The following is a 19724-nucleotide window of genomic DNA, read 5'->3' on the forward strand; positions in this document are numbered from 1 at the left end:
ACCAACCAGAACGATCAGCGGGTAGAAGCACAAACCACGGGTGAACCTGTATCAGACAGTCATGAGCAAAATTGCCCCTGACTGAGCCGCTCTTGATTGAGCCAAAGCCGGGCACGCCAACGCTGGCCCATAAGGAGTGTGGATGAAAGCCGTCATGGGGCTGCTGGCCCTTGTATTGCTTGCTGGTTGTGCCAGCTCGCAGCCCACCGAGCAGTGGACACAGTGGACCTGCGACAGCCAAGCCAAGGTGCTGTGGCGTTATGCCGAGGCTAACGGGAGCGCCGTAGATGTGCGCCTGGCCGGCGGCGATATCGTTTATCGGCTCAAGCAGGAACCTGTCGAGACCGGGGCTTTCTATAGCAGCGACGTTTTGGCCTTTCACATAAAAGAACAGGAAGGCCTGGTTTACTGGGTCGCCAATAACGATCTGATTGGCCGAGGGTGCAAAGCTCAATAAGCAATCCACGGCAGGGGGCCTAACGCAGCGCCTTCTTCGCCTATACAATGCCCGCACTTGCAGGCTTGCACGATTAACTAGCGAAACCGGGAGATAGTTAAACCATGGCACTTATCAGCATGCGCCAGATGCTGGACCACGCCGCCGAATTCGGCTACGGCGTACCAGCTTTCAACGTCAACAACCTGGAACAGATGCGCGCCATCATGGAAGCGGCTGACAAGACCAATTCCCCGGTGATCGTGCAGGCTTCGGCCGGTGCACGTAAGTACGCCGGTGCGCCGTTTCTGCGTCACCTGATCCTCGCGGCAATCGAAGAATTCCCGCATATCCCGGTGTGCATGCACCAGGACCACGGCACCAGCCCTGACGTTTGCCAGCGCTCGATCCAACTGGGCTTCAGCTCGGTGATGATGGACGGCTCGCTGGGCACCGACGGCAAAACCCCAACCGACTACGACTACAACGTCAGCGTTACCCAACAGACCGTAGCCATGGCTCACGCCTGCGGCGTTTCGGTTGAAGGCGAGCTGGGTTGCCTGGGTTCGTTGGAAACCGGTATGGCCGGCGAAGAAGACGGCATTGGCGCTGAAGGTCAACTCGACCACAGCCAAATGCTCACTGACCCGGAAGAAGCCGCCGACTTCGTCAAGAAGACCCAAGTTGACGCCCTGGCTATCGCCATCGGTACCAGCCACGGTGCCTACAAGTTCACCAAGCCGCCTACCGGCGACGTGCTGGCCATCGACCGGATCAAAGAAATCCACAAACGCATTCCCAACACCCACCTGGTGATGCACGGTTCTTCTTCGGTACCGCAAGAGTGGCTGGCGATCATCAACCAGTACGGCGGCGACATCAAAGAAACCTACGGTGTACCGGTTGAAGAAATCGTGGAAGGCATCAAGCACGGCGTGCGTAAGGTCAACATCGACACCGACCTGCGCCTGGCGTCCACCGGTGCCATGCGCCGCCTGATGGCCACCAACCCAAGCGAATTCGACCCACGCAAATTCTTTGGCGAAACCGTCAAAGCCATGCGTGACGTCTGCATCGCCCGCTACGAAGCCTTCGGCACCGCCGGCAATGCCTCGAAGATCAAACCGATCTCCCTTGAGCATATGTTCCAGCGTTACGCCTCGGGTGAGTTGAACGCCAAGGTCAACTGATCGGCTGCGTTTCTCGCCTAAGAAATGGCCCGCCTGTATGGCGGGCTTTTTCGTTGTTGTAAGGTGTGCCGGTCCGCGCACGGTGTGAGCACCACGCGAGCTTCCGATGTACGCCACGGTGCGCACAGCACACCCTACTCTCCATTAAGAATTGGCTCCCCATGCCGCCACTCAAGTACCTGCAAGCCTATCCGCCCGCCCTGCAAGACCAGGTGCGTAAGCTGATTGCCAGCAATCGCCTGGGGGATTATCTGCAGCAGCGTTATCCGGGCAAGCATGCAGTGCAAAGCGACAAAGCGCTGTACAGCTACACCCTGGAACTCAAGCAGGCGCACCTGCGCAATGCGCCGAGCATCGACAAGGTGCTGTTTGATAACCGCCTGGACCTGACCCACCGCGCGCTGGGCCTGCACACGGCCATCTCGCGGGTGCAGGGCGGCAAGCTCAAAGCCAAAAAGGAAATTCGCGTCGCGGCGCTGTTCAAAGAAGCTGCGCCGGAGTTTTTGCGCATGATCGTGGTGCACGAGCTGGCGCACCTGAAAGAAGCCGAGCACAACAAAGCCTTCTACCAGCTTTGCGAATATATGCAGCCCGGTTACCACCAACTTGAATTCGACCTCAGGGTGTACCTCACCTGGCGCGATCTGGCGGGCCGCAATCCTGAAGCGGAAGGCTAAGGCACCTTTTTGCGCAGCAGCACATTGAGCTGATCGACCACCGGCGCCCAGTCCGAGTCATCGAGAATCTCGTCCTGCAAAAAGGCTTGCTGCGACGGCGACCAGAAACTGGCCTTGGATACTTTGATTTCATCCGGCAGCGGTGAATGGCTGGCGATGAACTGCGCGATGGCTTCCGGTTGCGAATCCAACCCCAGCTGTTCGAACAGGGCGGGCAAGTCGTGCTTGTTGCGTTCCATGGTCAGTCCTCAGTGGCAAAGCAATGCGTAAGTGTGGGACTGCCTGGGTTTACTCCGGGTTCAACCTGCTTGCTACAGACGCGCGCGCCGAAAATATTCCCTGCACTTCAGACCGGCGCCATGGGCAAACACGCTGATAGCGATTAGCCTGTACGCAAACAAGATCCAGCGCTGGAGTAAGGGTTCATGTCGGCAGTGTTAAGCGGGTATGCCCGCTACAGGCAGGTGGTGTCGCAGTTGATGTCCGGTGAGGAGCAACTGCCCAGTTTGCCAGCGCTTACCTTGGAGATTCGCCGAGCCTTGCGCAGCCCGGATATCAGCCTGGAAGCCTTGAGTAAACTGATTAGCCGTGACCCAGCCTTGGCCGCGCTGCTGATCAAGTATTCCTCCAGCGCTCTAACGCGCACCCGCCGGGGGCCAAAAACCCTTAAAGATGTGATGCAGGTGCTAGGTGTCGGCCAGGTCGACCGCATCACCATGGTCCACAGCATTCAAAGCCTGTTTACCCTGCACAGCGCTTCCCACAAAAAACTCTTCAAAGAAGCCTGGGAGCGGCTGATTTTGCAGGCCTGTATTTGCGCGTTTCTCGCTTCCCGGGCCAGTCACGTGCAACCCGAGCAGGCCTTGCTAGCCAGCCTGATGAGTGAGCTGGGTTCGCTGGCGATTTTCTCCGCGTTGAAAGACGACGTCGAACCGTCCCGCGAGCTGTACCTGAACCTCTGTCACGAATACAGCAAGTCCTTAGGTATCGTGCTGCTGCGCAAGTGGGCGGTGGATGAGGAACTGGTGGAGATCGTGCGCCACAGTGGCGACTGGAGTGAAAAGGGTGCTTACCAGATGGAGCTGATCGATCTGGTCAACCTGGCCCGCTACCACCGCCTTAAAGGCTTTGACCACGTCACGGATTTGCCGCCGCTACCGAGCCTGACCGGCTACGGCAAATTACTCCCGCCCTATAACCAGCTGGATATTAACGGCGGCTTGCAGGTGCTCAGCGTGCACCGCGAAGAGATTGATGCGCTGGCGGATATGCTGCGCTAACCATATACCGTCATCCCCGCGCAGGCGGGGATCCAGAAAATAGCTGCGGTGGCTTCGATATCGCGCCAGGCGCTTCATTCTGGATTCCGCCTGCGCGGGAATGACGGTGGTGCATCAGCCCGGGGTATTAATTGTCACCGGATCGCGCAACACATGCGCGGCCAACGTGCGCAGTGGGCTCAACTGCCGACAGATCAACGCCAGTTCGCTTTGCACCAGCCGCTCTCGGTCGTCCATTTCTTCCGGCAATTGCTCCAACTCTTTCGCCAGGTTTTCTTCGGCGTCGCTGTGAATCACCACCGGGGTTTTTTGCGCGAGGTTTTGCGCCACTTCATCCAGGCTGCTGGCCAGGGTGCTGGCGGCGGTGTTGATCAGGCTGGGCTCGACCGCACTCGGCAGTGGCTCGCCACGGTGCGCGCCCAGGGCGGAGAGGTAGCTGAGCAAGGTGTGCGAGAGCACTAGAAAGCGGAAACCGACGTCTGCTTCCTTACGGAAATGCCCCGGCTCCATCAGCATATTGGCCAGGGTGCTGGACAGCGCCGCGTCGGCGTTATGGGCGTTGCGCCGGGCCAGGCGATAGGCCAGGTCGTCGCGCTTGCCGGAGGCGTATTGGCGCATGATTTCTTGCAGGTAACGGCTGTTGCAACTGAGGGTGTTGGCCACCACTTGGTTAAGCCTGCGGCCTTGCCAGTCCGGCAAGATCAGGAACACCGCCAGGCCGGCGATCAAGGCACCGAGCAAGGTGTCGACCAGGCGCGGCACGATCAAGCCATAGCCATCGCCCACTTGGTTAAAGCAGAACATCACCATCAGCGTGATCGCCGCGGTGGACAACATATAGCGCGTGGCTCGGTTGGCGAAGAACACCACGCCAGCGACCACGGCAAACATCGCCTGAATCAGCGCGCCGGGGAATAAGTCGAACAGCGCCCAGCCCAGGACCAAGCCAATCACCGTGCCGCCAATACGCTGCAGCAGTTTTTTGCGCGTCGCGCCGTAGTTCGGCTGGCAGACAAACAGGGTGGTGAGGATGATCCAGTAGCCTTCCTCGGGGTGAATCAGGTGCAGCATGCCGTAGCCCACGCTGAGGGCGATGGACAAGCGCAGCGCGTGGCGGAACAGCAATGAGGTGGGCGTCAGTTGCAGGCGGATGCGGGCGATGATGTCTTTAAGTGAGCGCGGCGAGCGGTCCAGCAGGCTGCTGTCCTGTTCATCAGCCAGGGCGTCAGGGTTATTGGCGTTGCTCAGCAGGTTATTCAGCGTGCCGAGGTTGCTGGCCAAGGCGCGCAGCGAACGCAGCAGGCTGCGCCAGGCCGGGTTGCTTTGAATACGCAGGTGTTCCAGGGAGGCTTGCAGGTCGGTCAGGGCTTGGCTGGAGTGGCCGCCGTAATCAAAGCTCTGCCGCAGTTGTATGGCCAGGCCCAGGCGCTGGCAGGCTTCGCCTTGCTGGCGCAGCAAGCGTTGGCAGCGAAACAGCACATCGCTGTGGAAAAACGCTTCGGCCAGATCGTTGTAGGGGTAGTGCGAGGAGCTGGCGCGTTCGTGAATGTCTTGCGCCATAAAGTACAGCTTCAGGTAGCGGCTGATCTTCTGTCCCGGCCGCGCGCTGTCGACGCGGTGCAGAATAATTTCCTTGCTGGCGTTGAGTGCCGCCACCACTTTGCCGTTTTGCTTGGCCAAGGCCAGGCGCTGCTGCTCCAGATCGCCACCGCGCACCGGCTCGAACATCGCCGATTTCAGTTTGAGAAAACGCCCCAGTTCGCGGAACAGCACGGCCAGGCTTTGCTGCACCGGCTGATGGGAAAACAGCGCCTGCCAGATCACCGACAACAAGCCGTACCACGCCGCGCCGGCCACCAACAGCATCGGCTCATGCCAGAAACTGACCTGCGCGCCATCACGCTGGTCAACGCCGATCATGGTGTACACCGAGAGAATCAAGGTGGCCTGGGCAATACGCGCATAACGCTCGCCCAGGGCACCGAGCATGGTCAGGCAGAAACACGCCAGCGCCATTGACGCGCCGAATACCCATGGCATGGGGAAGAGCAATTCCACCGCCACCGAGGCCACGCTAAAACAGGCCAGGGTCACCAGCAGGGCATTGAGGCGGCCCTGCCAGCTGTCGTCGGTTTCTGCCAGGGCGCTGGCGATAACCCCGAGAAACAGCGGGATCAGCTGGTGCATGGCATCCTGGGTCCAGCACAGCGCCATGATCCCGGTAAGGGCGACAAAGGCCCGCAGGCTGTAGCTGAACTTGTCCTGCGCCCATAAGCGGCGAAGGGTTTGGCGAATAGTTGGAGCTGGCATCAGTGGCAGACAACCTGGCGGGCAATAAGGTGATTAGAGCGGATAAGTGCAGCAGTGCGAACCGCCGGCTCAAGGTTTTTTGTAAAACCATGGGCGATCAGCGCGCACGCCTTCACGCTTGGCCAAGTTGGACACTCGCGCCGCGGCGAAGTCACGTCACCCTCTACTTATTCACGCGGCCGAGTGCTGGCGCGTTTAAACATACTGCGCGGCGGCGTAACCCGAGGCCCAGGCCCACTGGAAGTTAAAGCCGCCCAAATGGCCGGTGACATCCAGCACCTCGCCGACAAAATACAGCCCCGGCGACTTCAGCGATTCCATGGTTTTGGACGACACCTCTTTGGTATCGACGCCGCCGAGGGTCACTTCTGCCGTGCGGTAGCCCTCGGTACCGGCCGGCACCACTTGCCAGTTGGAAAGCTGCTCGGCAATCGTCGCCAGCTCGGCGTGGGTGTATTGCTTCATTGGTTTGGAGTCGAACCACTGCTCGGCGAGCAGGCTGGCCATCTTCTTGGTGAACAACTCACCGAGCAGGGTTTTCAGTTCGCTATTAGGCCGCTCGGCTTGTTGCTCGGCCAGCCAGGTCGACAGGTCATGGTCGGGGAGCAGGTTGATCGAGACAGCTTGGCCGGGTAGCCAATACGAAGAAATCTGCAGAATCGCCGGGCCGCTCAGGCCGCGGTGGGTGAACAGAATATTTTCCCGAAAGCTTTCGTCGTTGCAGCTGACCAGGCAGTCCACCGAGGTGCCGGAGAGCTCGGTGCACAGTTCTTTGAGTTGGTCGGTGATGGTAAATGGCACCAGGCCTGCGCGGGTCGGCAGCAAGGTGTGGCCAAACTGCTTGGCCACCTGATAGCCAAAGCCGGTGGCCCCCAGAGTGGGAATCGACAGGCCGCCAGTGGCGATTACCAACGAGGTGCAACTAACGGCGCCAATGCCGGTTTGCAGCCTGTAGCCGCTGTCGCTTTTGTCGATCTGGGTAACGGCTGTATTTAGGTGCAGCTTCACCCCGGCCTGTTCGCATTCGCTAAGCAGCATCTCGAGAATGTCGCTGGCTTTGTTATCGCAAAACAGCTGGCCGAGTTTTTTCTCGTGGTAGGGCACGCCGTGCTTGCCTACCAGCGCGATAAAGTCCCATTGGGTGTAGCGCGCCAGAGCTGATTTGCAGAAGTGCGGGTTGTGCGACAGAAAGTTGCTCGGCTCGGTATACATATTGGTGAAGTTGCAACGCCCACCGCCGGACATCAGGATTTTCTTCCCGGCCTTGTTGGCATGGTCCAGCAGCAGCACCTGACGGCCGCGCGCAGCGGCGCTCAATGCACACATCAAACCGGCGGCGCCTGCGCCAATAATCACAACATCCGAAGCTTGCACGCGCACCTCTGAAAATTCTGCCTTGTCTACCGGGGCGGCAGTTTAGCGCAAGCGTTGCAGAAAACTTGGCGTTTCCCATCATCGGTACTGGTGTTGTGGGCGTTGGCCTGACTAAGCTGTTTTATCCATGGGTCGGATTAAAGAAGACGCAGGCATGAAGTTATTTCCGCGCCTTATGTTGTGGCTGGTTTTAGCCTGTAGCGCCTCGGCGAGTGCTGAATCACTGCGCCTGGTCGCCAATACGTGGCCACCGTTTAATGACGTCAATCTGCTTAACAACGGCCTATCCAGCGACCTGGTGATCACCGCGCTAAAGCGTGCAGGCTATGCCAGCTCTTATTTTCAAGTGCCTTGGGCCCGTGTGCTGCATGGCCTGCAGGTGGCCGATTACGACATTGTGGTCAGCGCCTGGTTCGACCAGGAACGTGCCACCTACGGCGTGTTCTCCGAGCCCTATCTGGTTAACCGCATCCGCTTCTTGCGGCGCAAGGGCAGTGACCTGCAGTTCCGTGCCTTGAGCGATCTGGGCGATAACAGCATCGCGGTGGTCCGTGGTTATTCCTACCAGGCTGAGTTCGACGCCGCTCCACAGCTACTTAAAGTGCCGGTGGTGGACTTTGCCATGGGCGCGCGCATGCTCGCTGCTGGCCGGGTGCAACTGACTCTGGAAGATGAGCTGGTGGCGCGTCATTACTTTCAGTACGAGTTGCGCGGCCTTGAAGAACAACTGGAGTTTCTGCCCACACCGCTGAGTGAAAATGGCCTGCATATTCTGGTGCGCAGCAGCCACCCCCATGCCCAAGAGATAGTCGACGGCTTTGATAAAGCCATGCAGGCCATGCGTGAAGACGGTACCTACGCGAAAATTTATGCCGCCCATGGCTTCGCGGCAGCGCAGGGCGCTAGCGGCAGCTCAGGCCAGGACCCTGGCGAAATAGAAGACTAATTGCTGACGGTGCGCCCGCGGCCCTGATGTTTGGCCTGATACAGGCGGGTGTCTGCCTGGTGCAGCAGGCTTTCCAGATCTTCCGGTGCGCCCTGGAATACGCCCGCGCTGAAATTCAGCGGCGGTGCATCCGCCGCGTACTTCAGCCCCACGGAAATCTGCCGCAACTGCTCCAATGCCCCTTGCAGCGCCGAGGCGTCCTGACGGGTGAGCAGGGCAAACTCTTCGCCGCCCAATCGCCCGAGCAAGGCATCGGGGAACACCTGCAATAGCGCGCGGGAAAACAGCACCAACGCCGTGTCGCCACTGGCGTGGCCGTGGTCGTCGTTGATGCTTTTGAAAAAATCCAGGTCCAGCATGGCCACGCTCAACTCCTGCCCGCCACGCTGCGCCAGTTTGCACATTTGCGCGCCTTGCTCGTAAAAAGCGCGGCGGTTGTACAGGTTGGTCAGTGAATCGAACAGCGCCGCCTGCTTGAGCTGTTGCATCAGGTCGCGGCGTTCCAGGGTCGACATCACTCGGCAGTTGAGTTCTTCAGGGCAGAATGGCTTACGCAGAAAATCGTCGGCGCCGTGCTTGATAAACAGTGCACTCAGCGAGCCTTTGGTGTCGGCGGACAGACCGAGAATAATCAGGTCCGAACGCTTCATCTTTTGCCGCAGCAGCTTGACCAAGTCGAAGCCACTGATGCCGGGCATGCTGTGGTCCACCAGCAGCAGGTCGATATCGGGCTGTTCTTTGAGAATTTGCAGGGCCTGGTTACCGTCTACCGCATCGATGATCTGATACAGGTGCGAGGTAAGGATGCGGCGAATGAAGTGGCGGGTGGCGTCGGAGTCTTCGGCGACGAGGATTTTCACCTGGCTGTTGCTCTCTAACCGGTGCAGCAGGCGAAAGGCGTACTCATAGGAATGCTGGCTTTCCTTGAGCACGTAATCGACCACACCCTTGAGCAACAGCTCATCGCGGCGTTGCTCGTTGTAGGAACCGGACAGCACGATGCAGGGCAGGTTGAAACCCAGCACCAAGTCGACGATTTCACCGTCCATGGCATCGGGCAGGTTAAGGTCGACGATGGCCGCGAAAAACAAGCCGGCGGAGGTTTCCAGCATCACCTGCGCTTCGCCCAGGGAGGCGCAGAACACCGGTTGCAGGTTGGGCTCCTGGCGGAATAGGTGCTCGAGAATCTTCAGAACGAGGGGACTGTCCTCGACGACCAGAATATTTCTCACCCACTTCTCCTTGTCAGCCTCGTTACCCGCTCAAACGATGCTCCCCTCGGGTGTGCTGCGCGCGCCATTGCGTTCTTTCAAAGGATTGCAATGGTGCGCACGGCACAGCCTACGAGGCGTTAGAGCATTCTCACGCGGATCGATTTGCCCTTGATCTTGCCGCTATTTAAACGATTCAGCGCCTGGTTTACCACATTGCGATCCACCGCCACGTAGGCTTGGTAATCAAAAATCGCAATCTTGCCGACCTTGTCACCGGGGATGCCGGCATCGCCGGTTAGCGCGCCGAGAATATCGCCAGGGCGCACTTTCTCTTTACGGCCGGCGCCAATGCACAGGGTTACCATCGGCGGCTGCAAGGGGCCGCCAGGCTGGGCTTTGAGGTTATCAATCTGGTCCCAATTCAGCGGCGCCTGTTGGCGGGTTTCGATGGCTTGCGCGCGTTGCCCTTCGGCGGGCGCCACCAGGCTCACTGCCAAACCTTTTTCGCCGGCACGGCCGGTGCGGCCGACGCGGTGGATATGGATTTCCGAGTCACGCGCCAGCTCGACGTTGATCACCATGTCCAGGGCGTCGATATCCAACCCACGTGCCGCCACGTCGGTGGCCACCAAGATGCTGCAACTGCGGTTGGCGAACATGGCCAATACCTGGTCGCGGTCACGCTGCTCCAGGTCACCGTTGAGCGCTTGGGCGGAAAAACCTTTGGCGGTGAGGTGGTCGACCACTTCCTGGCATTGTTGCTTGGTAAAGCAAAACGCCACGCAGGACTGCGGGCGGAAGTGGGCAAGCAACTTGGTCACCGCCTGCATACGCTGGTCGGGGTCGATCTCGTAGAAACGCTGTTCGATCTGGTTGTCGGTGTGCAGCGACTCGGCGCGCACTTGCTGCGGGTCACGCATGATGGCGGCAGACAGCTGTTTGATCCCGGACGGGTAGGTGGCGGAAAACAGCAGGGTCTGCCGCTTGGCCGGGGTGTGGCTGATGATGTCGGTGATGGCATCGTTAAAGCCCATATCCAGCATGCGGTCGGCTTCGTCGAGTACCAGGGTGTTCAGACCATCAAGCTTGAGCGTGCCTTTGCGCAGGTGTTCCTGAATGCGCCCCGGGGTGCCGACGATAATGTGCGCGCCGTGTTCCAACGAGCCGATCTGCGGGCCAAATGGCACGCCGCCGCACAGGGTCAGCACCTTGATATTGTCGGCGCTGCGCGCCAAGCGGCGAATTTCCTTGGCCACCTGGTCGGCCAGTTCGCGGGTTGGGCACAGCACCAGCGCCTGGCAACCGAAGTAGCGCGGGTTGAGCGGGTTAAGCAGGCCAATGCCAAAGGCCGCGGTTTTGCCGCTACCGGTTTTGGCCTGCGCAATCAGGTCCATGCCCTTGAGAATCACCGGCAGGCTTTGTGCCTGAATCGGCGTCATTTCGGCGTACCCCAGCGATTCGAGGTTGGCCAACATGGCGGCGGATAAGGGCAACGAATTGAACGCGGTGGAAGTCACGGTGCAGGCCTGCTAAACGGAAATGGCGTGCAGTGTAACAGGGGCACCGCGCTGCACGGCATGCAGGGTGCTGAAGGGGCGACGGGCTGCGACTAAAGAGCGTGACGCTTACCTGGGGAATTTGTAAAAACCACAGCGCAAAAGTGGCTATTTGCTGGTATTAATTTGCACAAGGCCAACACCGTGTTGTCCGACCAAGTCCGTTGATCGTTGCCGGGTCCTGCCGTGCTGAAACGAATTGCTGTTACCGATCTTTGCCAGGGCATGTTTATCCACGAATTTTGTGGTTCGTGGATGGAGCATCCATTCTGGAAAGCCAAGTTTTTACTCAGCTCTGCAAAGGACCTGCAGCGCATTCTCGACAGTGGCATTGAAGAGGTCTGGATTGACTCCAGCCAAGGCCTCGACGTGCCTGATGGCAGCGCGTCTTTAAGCCCTGCTGAGGTAGCGGCCGAGGTTGAGCAATTGCTGGTCGACGGGGAGAAGAACAAGCCCGTCAGCGCCTCACTGGAAGATGAAGTCAAACGCGCGCAAAAACTTTGTGCGCGCTCCAAGGAGGCCGTTGTCGCCATGTTTGGCGAGGTGCGCATGGGCCATGCCATTGATGCCGAGCGGGTGACTGAACTGGTGGAAGAAATCAGTGAGTCGGTGAGCCGCAATCCCGACGCCATGATCAGCCTGGCGCGGCTGAAAACCTCCAACGAATACACCTATATGCACTCGGTGGCCGTTTGCGCCCTGATGATCGCCCTGGCCCGTCAGCTGGAGCTAAGCGAAGAACAGGTACGCGACGCCGGCATGGCCGGGCTGCTGCACGATATCGGCAAGATGATGATCCCCGATGCAATCCTCAACAAACCGGGCAAGCTCAGCGATGCCGAGTTCAAGACCATACGCGACCATCCGATGGCGGGTTGGACGTTGATCAAAGACAACCGCAGCATCAACGCCATCGTGCTCGACGTGTGCTTGCACCACCACGAAAAGGTCGACGGCAGCGGCTACCCGCATCACTTGGTCGGTGACCAGATCAGCCTGTTTGCCAAGATGGGCGCGGTGTGCGACGTCTACGACGCCATCACTTCCAATCGCCCCTACAAAAACGGCTGGGACCCGGCCGAGTCGATTCGCAAAATGGCTGAGTGGAGCAAGGGCCACTTCGATCAAGTGGTGTTTCAAGCCTTCGTCAAATCGGTCGGTATTTACCCCACTGGCTCCTTGGTGCGGCTGGAAAGCGGGCGTCTGGGCGTGGTCATGGAACAACACGAAACGTCGTTGCTTACCCCGCGGGTAAAGGTGTTTTTTATGGCCAAGTCAAAGACGCCAATTGCGCAGCAGATTATCGACCTGTCGAAGTTGGTCGGGCGCGAAAAAATCGTGGGGCGCGAATCACCGGAAGATTGGAATTTTCCACGCTTGGAAGAGCTGTGGTCGGGTTTGCCGTCGAAGAATGGCAGCTACTTCGGTTGATACCTTTCACTCAACCCCACACCGTCGCCCCCGCGCAGGCGGGGGCCCAGAATCTGCAGATGTACTTATTGCCCTGAACCATTCTGGATCCCCGCCTGCGCGGGGATGACGGCGATTTGGTCGGCGACCAATGTTATTGCGCTTTACTCCTGAATCTCGGTGGTCACCCGCTTGGCTGAGCGCCCATCCTCCGGCGCCAGCTGCAAAAAGATCGCCGCCGCCAGCAGCGTCAGCACGCCCACGCACAAGAACGTCAGCTGAAACGCGCCCAACACGCTGTCGATATCGCCTTTGCCGATCTCACTGGTAAAGCCGCCCAACAAGGCTGCCCCCGAGGCGATACCGAGGCTGATGGCCAACTGCACCACTACCGACAACAGGCTGTTGCCGCTGCTGGCGCTGGCATCGTCGAGGTCGATCAGGGTGACGGTGTTCATCGCGGTAAATTGCATGGAATTCACCGCGCCCAACAGCCCCAGCTGGATCAGCAACACGGCATAGGGTGTCTGCGCGCTGACCAGGCCCAGGCTGGCCAGCAAGCCGCCGAGCAGCAAGGTGTTGCCGGTCAACACCGTGCGGTAGCCAAAGCGGTCGATGATGGTTTTCGCCAAGGGTTTTACCGACATCGCCGCCAGCGCCAAGGGGATCATGCTCATGCCCGCCTGCGCCGGTGAATAGCCCAGCGCCAGTTGCAGTAACAGCGGCACCAGAAACGGCAACGAGCCGCTGCCCAAACGCGCGAACAAGTTGCCGAGAATGCCCACGGCAAACGTGCGGGTGCGGAACAGGCTGGGCGAGAACAACGGTTCTGCCACCTGCCCGGCACGCAGCCAATACGCCGCCAGGCAGGCCAGGCCGCCAAGCAACAGCAGCATTACGCGCATATGCGCCAGGTGCAGCTCGCCCAGGCCTTCCAGGGCGATGGTGATCAACACCATGGCGCCGCCGAACAGCAAAAAGCCCAGGGTATCGAAGCGGCTGCGCTGCGGTCCGCGCAGGTCTGGCATCACCCGCCACACGGCGATACACCCGATCAGGCCCACCGGCAGGTTGATCAAAAAAATCCAATGCCAGCTCGCGTATTCCACCAGCCAGCCGCCCAAGGTCGGGCCGATCAGTGGTCCGAGCAGGCCGGGCAGGGTGATAAAACTCATGATCCGTACCAGCTCGGTACGCGGATAGGCACGCAGCACCACCAGCCTTCCCACCGGCATCATCAACGCACCGCCAAGGCCCTGCACAATGCGCGCGCCGACCAGTTGCGGCAGGGTTGTGCTGATGGCGCAGAGCAACGAACCGCAGCTGAACAGCAAAATGGCGCCGAAAAAAATCCGCCGCGTGCCGAAGCGATCGGCAATCCAGCCTGAGGCGGGAATCAGCAGGGCTACGGTGAGCATGTAGGCGATCACCACCGACTGCATGCGCAGCGGATCTTCCAACAATTCACGGGCCATGGCCGGTAGGGCGGTATTCAGAATGGTGCCGTCCAGGGTCTGCATAAAAAACGCGATAGCGACAATCCAGGGCAGCAAGCGGGCAGTGCGGGCGTCTAGAGCGGGTTGAACAGGCATAGGCTTCTCGCAGCGGGGCTGCATGGACTTTAAGCCGATGCCTGCTTTGTCGCCAGTATGGGATGCGCGCAATTGGCCGTATTGGCCTGCATCGAAGCGGAACTTTGTGCGTGGCGCATTGGCAATATGCAAAGGCAACTGCCACGCTTTGTACGGTCGTCCCGTCTGGCTCCTCCACGTGCTCAAGGCCTTGTCTGATGCGGGTGATTTTCTTCTTGGTGATTGGCCTATTGGGTTGCCTGCCGGTGCAGGCCGAGGAATGGTTCCCGGCCCCGGTGGTGAGTGATGGGCGCGCGCTTAACTATTTTCCGCAGAACAAAGCCAGCCGCCCCTGGCGGATTTGCGCGTTGCTGCCACAGGGCGTGGGCCGCTACTGGTGGGCGATGTCGTGGGGGGTGGCGCAGGAAGCCCAACGCCAAGGCGTGCGCGTGGGTATTTACGATGCCGGCGGTTATCAAAATGCGGCGTTGCAGCGCGAGCAATTTGAACAGTGCAGCAAGCGTGGGGCGGATGCCTACATTGTGGGCGGCATTAGCGCCGATGGCCTGTGTCCGCAGATTCAGGCCGTGGCCAGCAAGGGCGCGGCGGTGATCGACCTGGCTAACCGCCTCGACTGCCAAGGCGTCAGCGCTCACTCGCGGGTGAACTATGCCGAGATGACTAAAGTGGCGTTTACCTACCTGTTGCAGCACAGCCGAGGGCGGCCGGTGCGGGTAGGCTGGTTTCCCGGCCCTGAGGGGGCGGCTTGGCTGAAGGATGCCGAAGCGGGGTTGAATGAGGCATTGAAGGGCACGTCGGTGACGCTGATTCATGGTGGCTACGGGGCGGCGGATATCTCCGGGCAGGCACCCCTGATCCGCAGTTTGTTGGAACGTGAGCCCAACCTGGATTATGTGCTGGGTAATGCCGAGGCGGCGGCGTTTGCTTCGCGGCTGCGGCACAACAGTGCGCCGCGGTATCACTTTGAGGTGATCTCGTTTTACGCCAATGAGCGGTTGTTGGCGCCGATTGCCGAGGGGCAGGTGTTGGCGGCGCCGACCGATTCGCCGGTAGTGCAGGCGCGCATTGCGGTGGATTTGGCGGTAAGGGTATTGGAGAAGCAGGCGGTGGCGAGGATGGTGAGCCCGCAGATTCTGGTGTTGGATCGGGATAATGTGCGGCAGTTGAATATGAGTCGGGTGGTGCCGCCGAATGGGCAGTGGATGATTCGGAAGAATTTGCCGGATTGAGTTGAGCGATTGGTTTGGGCGATGCGTAGGGTGTGCTGTGCGCACCTGCTCTTGGTGTTTTTCTTCGTTACCGCGTGGGCTGATAGATCTGTTTCGCGCCTTACGCGCGACTTACTTTTGTAGGTTGGGCTGAGCCCGGCGAAGCCCAACACTGGATAGCAAGTCAAATCACGCCCCGTCCTGTCTGGTGCCGCAATGTTGGGCTTCGCTGATGGCTCAACCCAACCTACCCTAGATTTCAAACTGTCGCTGCTCCTGCCATTCCACCTGGCCGGCGCCCCCTTGCGCAACGCCTGCGCTCGACCTTGCGGTAAACGGGGCGGGTGGATCACAAGCCAGATCAAGATCACAAGCAGAACAAGTGCCCCTCTCCCCAACCCTCTCCCGCAAGCGGGAGAGGGGGCTGACTGAGTTGTGGCGGGGAATGCCGATCTGCGCCCCTCTCCCGTTTACGGGAGAGGGGCTGGGGGAGAGGGTGGAAGCGACGCTAATTGACGGGCTGGAGTGCCTCTTACCGGCGCCCCATTAGCAATGTAATAGTCAGCAGTGCTACGCGGCAGCGGCGCGCGGCCACGGATTTTGTCGGCGATTTTCTCGGCGATCATGATGGTTGGGGCGTTGAGGTTGCCGGTGACGATCAGGGGCATGATCGAGGCATCGACTACGCGCAACCCTTGCACGCCATGCACGCGCCCTTCGCCGTCGACCACGGCCATGTCGTCGCTACCCATTTTGCAGGAGCAGGAGGGGTGGAAGGCGGTTTCGGCGTGTTCGCGGATAAATTGGTCGAGTTGTTCGTCGCTCTGCACCTCAGGCCCTGGGCTGATTTCGCGACCACGGAAGGGGTCCAGCGCCGGCTGGTTCATGATTTCGCGGGTGATACGAATGCCGTCGCGAAATTCTTGCCAGTCCTGTTCGGTGGCCATGTAGTTGAACAGGATGCTGGGGTGTTCGTGCGGGTCTTTGGATTTGGCTTGGATGCGCCCGCGGCTAGGCGAGCGCATGGAGCCGACATGGGCTTGGAAGCCGTGTTCTTGTACGCCGTTGCTGCCGTTGTAGTTAATCGCGACCGGCAGGAAGTGGTATTGGATATTCGGCCATTCGAATTCTGCTCGGCTGCGGATAAAACCACCGGCTTCGAATTGGTTGCTGGCGCCGATGCCTTTGCCGAGGAAGAGCCATTTGGCGCCAATCGGCGGTTGGTTCCACCACAGCAACGAGGGGTACAGCGACACCGGTTGGGTGCAGGCGTATTGCAGGTACATTTCCAGGTGGTCTTGCAGGTTTTCACCGACGCCAGGCAGGTCGTGCACCAGCGGGATACGCAGCTTTTTCAGCAGGGCGGCCGGGCCGACGCCGGAGCGTTGCAGAATTTGCGGCGAGGCAATGGCGCCCGAGCACACCAGCACTTCACGACGGGCCATGGCTTCCACTGGAATCGAGCTGGTGCCTTTGAGGTAGGCGACGCCGACGGCCTGTTTGCCTTCGAATAACACGCGGTCGGTGACGGCGTGGGTGACGATGGTCAGGTTGGGACGTTTACGCGCCTGGTCGAGGTAGCCGCGAGCGGTGCTGGAGCGTCGGCCCGCTGGGGTGACGGTGCGGTCCATCGGTCCGAAGCCTTCTTGCTGGTAGCCGTTAAGGTCTTCGGTACGCGGGTAGCCGGCTTGCACGCCGGCTTCGACCATGGCTTTGAACAACGGATTGTTGCCGGCCTTGGGCGTGGTCACGCTGACCGGGCCGTCGCCGCCGTGGTAGTCGTTGGGGCCGATGTCGCGGGTTTCCGCTTTACGGAAATACGGCAGGCAGTCGAGGTAGCTCCAGTCTTCCAGGCCCGGGGTTTTCGCCCAGTTGTCGTAGTCCAGGGCGTTGCCGCGGATGTAGCACATGCCATTGATTAACGACGAACCGCCCAGGCCTTTGCCGCGCCCGCATTCCATACGGCGGTTGTTCATATGCGGTTCGGGATCGGTTTCGTAGGCCCAGTTATAGCGCCGGCCTTGCAGCGGGAAGGCCAGGGCAGCAGGCATTTGCGTGCGAAAATCCAGACGGTAGTCAGGGCCGCCGGCTTCGAGCAGCAGCACGGTGACATCGGCATCTTCGGTCAGGCGGGTGGCCAGGGTGTTACCGGCTGAACCGGCACCGACGATGATGTAATCGAATTCTGTGTTCATTTGTGTACCTGACATGGACCTGGCTAACCGCCCCAAACCCTGTCATTCCCGCGCAGGCGGGAATCCAGAGTGTGGCGAGTGCACGCGTTCGGCTGGCGATTCTGGGTCCCCGCGTGCGCGGGCACGACGGGGTTTGTGCGTAGGACGGTGGCTTAGAAAACCGAGGTGTACCCACCCAACTCCACCTGCACCGACTTGATGCGGGTGTATTGCGCCAAGGTCACCAAGCCATTCTCACGGCCCACGCCGGACTGTTTGTAGCCACCCACCGGCATCTCTGCCGGCGACTCGCCCCAGGTGTTGATCCAGCAAATACCGGCTTCCAGCTTGTGGATAACCCGGTGTGCGCGGTTCAGGTCCTGGGTGATGATGCCTGCGGCCAAGCCGAACTCGGTGTCGTTGGCGCGGCGGATCACTTCCTCTTCGTCGTCGTAGACCAGGATGCTCATCACCGGGCCAAAGATTTCTTCACGCACGATGGTCATCTCATCGGTGCAATCGCTGAACACGGTGGGTGCCACATAAGCGCCTTTGCCGAATTCGCCGCTGGTAACCCGCTCGCCACCAATCAACAACCGCGCGCCTTCTGCTTTGCCCTTGGCGATATAGCCGAGCACGTTTTCCATATGGGCAAAGCTCACCAGCGGGCCAAAGTTGGTGTTGTCGTCGCTCGGGTCGCCGAGGCGAATACGCTGTACCCGCTCCAGCACCTTGGCTTCAAAACGCGACTGCAAGCTGCGCGGAATAAACACGCGGGTGCCGTTGGTGCACACCTGGCCGGAGCTGTAGAAGTTGGCCATTACGGCGATGTCGGCGGCGCGGTTAAGGTTGGCGTCTTCGAAAATGATCAGCGGGCTTTTGCCGCCCAGTTCCATGGTCACTTCTTTAAGTGACGAGCTGGAGGCGCTGGCCATGACTTTTTTGCCGGTGTCGGTGCCACCGGTAAAGGAAATTTTTTCGATGCGCGGGTGTTCGGTCAGCCAGGTGCCCACTTCGCGGCCGCTGCCGGTGAGTACGTTAAACACGCCATCAGGCACGCCAGCGGCGGTGTAGATTTCCGCCAGCTTCAGGGTGGTCAGCGAGGTAACTTCGCTCGGTTTGAAAATCATCGCGTTGCCTGCGGCCAAGGCCGGGGCGGATTTCCACAGGGCGATCTGGATCGGGTAGTTCCACGCACCAATGCCAGCGACAACGCCCAGCGGCTCGCGGCGGGTGTAGACGAACGAGGTGTCGCGCAGCGGAATCTGCTCGCCTTCAATGGCTGGAATCAAGCCTGCGTAGTACTCGAGCACGTCGGCGCCGGTGACGATATCGACATAGCGGGTTTCCGACAGGGTTTTGCCGGTGTCGAGGGTTTCCAGTTCGGCCAATTCGTCGTTGCGCTCGCGCAGGATATCCACCGCTTTACGCAAGATGCGCGAACGCTGCATGGCGGTCATTGCCGCCCAGACTTTCTGGCCCTTTTCCGCACTGGCGACGGCGCGTTCTACGTCGGCGTGCGAGGCGCGTTGTACCTCGGCCAGCACTTCACCGTTGGCCGGGTTGATGGCCTCAAAGGTGGCGCCGCTGGTGGCGTCGACATAGCCGCCATCGATATAGAGTTTTTGCAGGGGAAAACGGGCCATGGTGTCCTCGCGAAAGTCGTGAAAAAGGTGTGCAGCGAGCGCTTAGCCCGCCTGTCTGGCCAACAGTTGGTCCAGGTAGTCGTAGGCGATATGCAGCGCTTGCTGAATATCAAACGCTTCGCCGCTGAGGGCGCCGCGCAGCCACAGGCCATCAATCAAGGCGGCCAGACCACGGGCAGCGATACGCGCCTCGCCCACCGGCATTACCCGGCGGAATTCACAGCAAATATTGGAATACAGGCGGTGGTCGTTGATCCGTTGCAGGCGCCGCAAGGATGGCTGGTGCATGCTGCTGGCCCAAAACGCCAACCAGGTTTTCATTGCCGGGCCATTGACCTGGCTTTCATCAAAGTTGCCTTCGATGATCACGCGGATTTGCGCCCGTGGGCTTTGGTCTGCCAGCAGTTGGCGACGGTCACGCACCGCCAGACTCAGGGCCGACATCAGGTGGCGCATGGTGGCTTCGAGCAAGCCGTTTTTGTCTTGAAAGTAATGGCTGATGATGCCGTTAGACACCCCGGCCAAACGCGCAATCAGGGCGATGCTGGCGTCCATGCCGACCTGGTCTACGGCTTGCAGAGTGGCGTGAATCAGCTGTGAGCGGCGGATAGGCTGCATTCCAACTTTGGGCATGGCGAACTCCTTGAATCCAGTCGCTACGGGCTTTGCGCCAGTCTAGTAAGTTTTTATTGAACGAGGAATCAATAAAAA

The 19724-nt window shown here is 59.9% G+C and carries 16 protein-coding genes; 7 read left to right on the top strand and 9 right to left on the bottom strand.

The genetic code is table 11. The features are described from left to right. The first annotated feature begins 142 nt into the window (after positions 1-142). From AAAB16_RS04695 to AAAB16_RS04705, 3 genes are all read left to right on the top strand, one after another. The gene (locus tag AAAB16_RS04695; protein WP_340662300.1) at positions 143-457 is read left to right on the top strand and encodes an MliC family protein; all 315 of its coding nucleotides are present in this window, start codon (positions 143-145) and stop codon (positions 455-457) included. A gap of 104 nt (positions 458-561) precedes the next feature. Next, positions 562-1626: a class II fructose-bisphosphate aldolase gene (gene fba / locus AAAB16_RS04700; protein ID WP_110615279.1), complete on the top strand. Its 1065-nt coding sequence runs from the start codon at positions 562-564 to the stop codon at positions 1624-1626. A gap of 161 nt (positions 1627-1787) precedes the next feature. Further along, positions 1788-2303: a M48 family metallopeptidase gene (locus AAAB16_RS04705; protein ID WP_340662301.1), complete on the top strand. Its 516-nt coding sequence runs from the start codon at positions 1788-1790 to the stop codon at positions 2301-2303. Here the strand turns inward: AAAB16_RS04705 and AAAB16_RS04710 are convergent. Next, on the bottom strand, positions 2300-2542 hold the full coding sequence (locus tag AAAB16_RS04710) for a DUF2789 domain-containing protein (RefSeq protein WP_110615277.1): 243 nt from the start codon (positions 2540-2542) through the stop codon (positions 2300-2302). The genes AAAB16_RS04705 and AAAB16_RS04710 overlap by 4 nt on opposite strands. 186 nt (positions 2543-2728) lie before the next feature. Here AAAB16_RS04710 and AAAB16_RS04715 point away from each other — a divergent pair, with 186 nt between their 5' ends. Further along, positions 2729-3583 carry an HDOD domain-containing protein gene (locus AAAB16_RS04715; protein WP_340662302.1) on the top strand — a complete coding sequence of 285 codons (855 nt, stop codon included), beginning with the start codon at positions 2729-2731 and terminating at the stop codon, positions 3581-3583. Positions 3584-3697: 114 nt separating this feature from the next. On the opposite strand, the gene yccS is transcribed toward AAAB16_RS04715, so the two are convergent. Beyond that, entirely contained in the window at positions 3698-5893 is a 2196-nt protein-coding gene (yccS, locus tag AAAB16_RS04720) for a YccS family putative transporter (RefSeq protein ID WP_340662303.1), read from the bottom strand. Between the two features lie 195 nt (positions 5894-6088). Further along, positions 6089-7267 carry an NAD(P)/FAD-dependent oxidoreductase gene (locus AAAB16_RS04725; RefSeq protein ID WP_340662304.1) on the bottom strand — a complete coding sequence of 393 codons (1179 nt, stop codon included), beginning with the start codon at positions 7265-7267 and terminating at the stop codon, positions 6089-6091. Positions 7268-7421: 154 nt separating this feature from the next. Here AAAB16_RS04725 and AAAB16_RS04730 point away from each other — a divergent pair, with 154 nt between their 5' ends. Then, positions 7422-8213: a transporter substrate-binding domain-containing protein gene (locus tag AAAB16_RS04730; RefSeq protein ID WP_340662305.1), complete on the top strand. Its 792-nt coding sequence runs from the start codon at positions 7422-7424 to the stop codon at positions 8211-8213. Here the strand turns inward: AAAB16_RS04730 and AAAB16_RS04735 are convergent. Together AAAB16_RS04735 and dbpA are read right to left on the bottom strand one after the other, a co-directional pair. Beyond that, positions 8210-9445, bottom strand: coding sequence for a diguanylate cyclase (locus AAAB16_RS04735; RefSeq protein WP_340662306.1), 1236 nt, complete (start codon positions 9443-9445; stop codon positions 8210-8212). The two genes, AAAB16_RS04730 and AAAB16_RS04735, sit on opposite strands and share 4 nt — an antisense overlap. A 119-nt stretch (positions 9446-9564) precedes the next feature. Further along, the gene (dbpA, locus tag AAAB16_RS04740) at positions 9565-10944 is read right to left on the bottom strand and encodes an ATP-dependent RNA helicase DbpA (protein ID WP_340662307.1); all 1380 of its coding nucleotides are present in this window, start codon (positions 10942-10944) and stop codon (positions 9565-9567) included. 225 nt (positions 10945-11169) lie between these two features. On the opposite strand from dbpA, the gene AAAB16_RS04745 reads away from it, so the two are divergent. Continuing rightward, entirely contained in the window at positions 11170-12414 is a 1245-nt protein-coding gene (locus AAAB16_RS04745; RefSeq protein WP_340662308.1) for an HD-GYP domain-containing protein, read from the top strand. Between the two features lie 143 nt (positions 12415-12557). Here the strand turns inward: AAAB16_RS04745 and mdtD are convergent, their stop codons facing one another. Continuing rightward, complete coding sequence (mdtD, locus tag AAAB16_RS04750) at positions 12558-13985, bottom strand: multidrug transporter subunit MdtD (RefSeq protein ID WP_340662309.1); 1428 nt, start codon at positions 13983-13985, stop codon at positions 12558-12560. Positions 13986-14182: 197 nt separating this feature from the next. On the opposite strand from mdtD, the gene torT reads away from it, so the two are divergent. Beyond that, complete coding sequence (torT, locus tag AAAB16_RS04755) at positions 14183-15214, top strand: TMAO reductase system periplasmic protein TorT (protein ID WP_340662310.1); 1032 nt, start codon at positions 14183-14185, stop codon at positions 15212-15214. A gap of 449 nt (positions 15215-15663) precedes the next feature. Here torT and betA read toward each other — a convergent pair whose 3' ends face one another. The 3 genes from betA to betI form a co-directional block, all read right to left on the bottom strand. Then, positions 15664-17388: a choline dehydrogenase gene (gene betA, locus AAAB16_RS04760; RefSeq protein ID WP_340662311.1), complete on the bottom strand. Its 1725-nt coding sequence runs from the start codon at positions 17386-17388 to the stop codon at positions 15664-15666. Positions 17389-17540: 152 nt separating this feature from the next. Next, entirely contained in the window at positions 17541-19013 is a 1473-nt protein-coding gene (betB, locus tag AAAB16_RS04765) for a betaine-aldehyde dehydrogenase (RefSeq protein WP_340662312.1), read from the bottom strand. Positions 19014-19055: 42 nt separating this feature from the next. Beyond that, complete coding sequence (gene betI / locus AAAB16_RS04770) at positions 19056-19646, bottom strand: transcriptional regulator BetI (RefSeq protein WP_340662313.1); 591 nt, start codon at positions 19644-19646, stop codon at positions 19056-19058. Positions 19647-19724: the final 78 nt, after the last annotated feature.

It is taken from the genome of Pseudomonas sp., assembly GCF_037994325.1.
In the GTDB taxonomy this organism is placed as follows: domain Bacteria; phylum Pseudomonadota; class Gammaproteobacteria; order Pseudomonadales; family Pseudomonadaceae; genus Aquipseudomonas.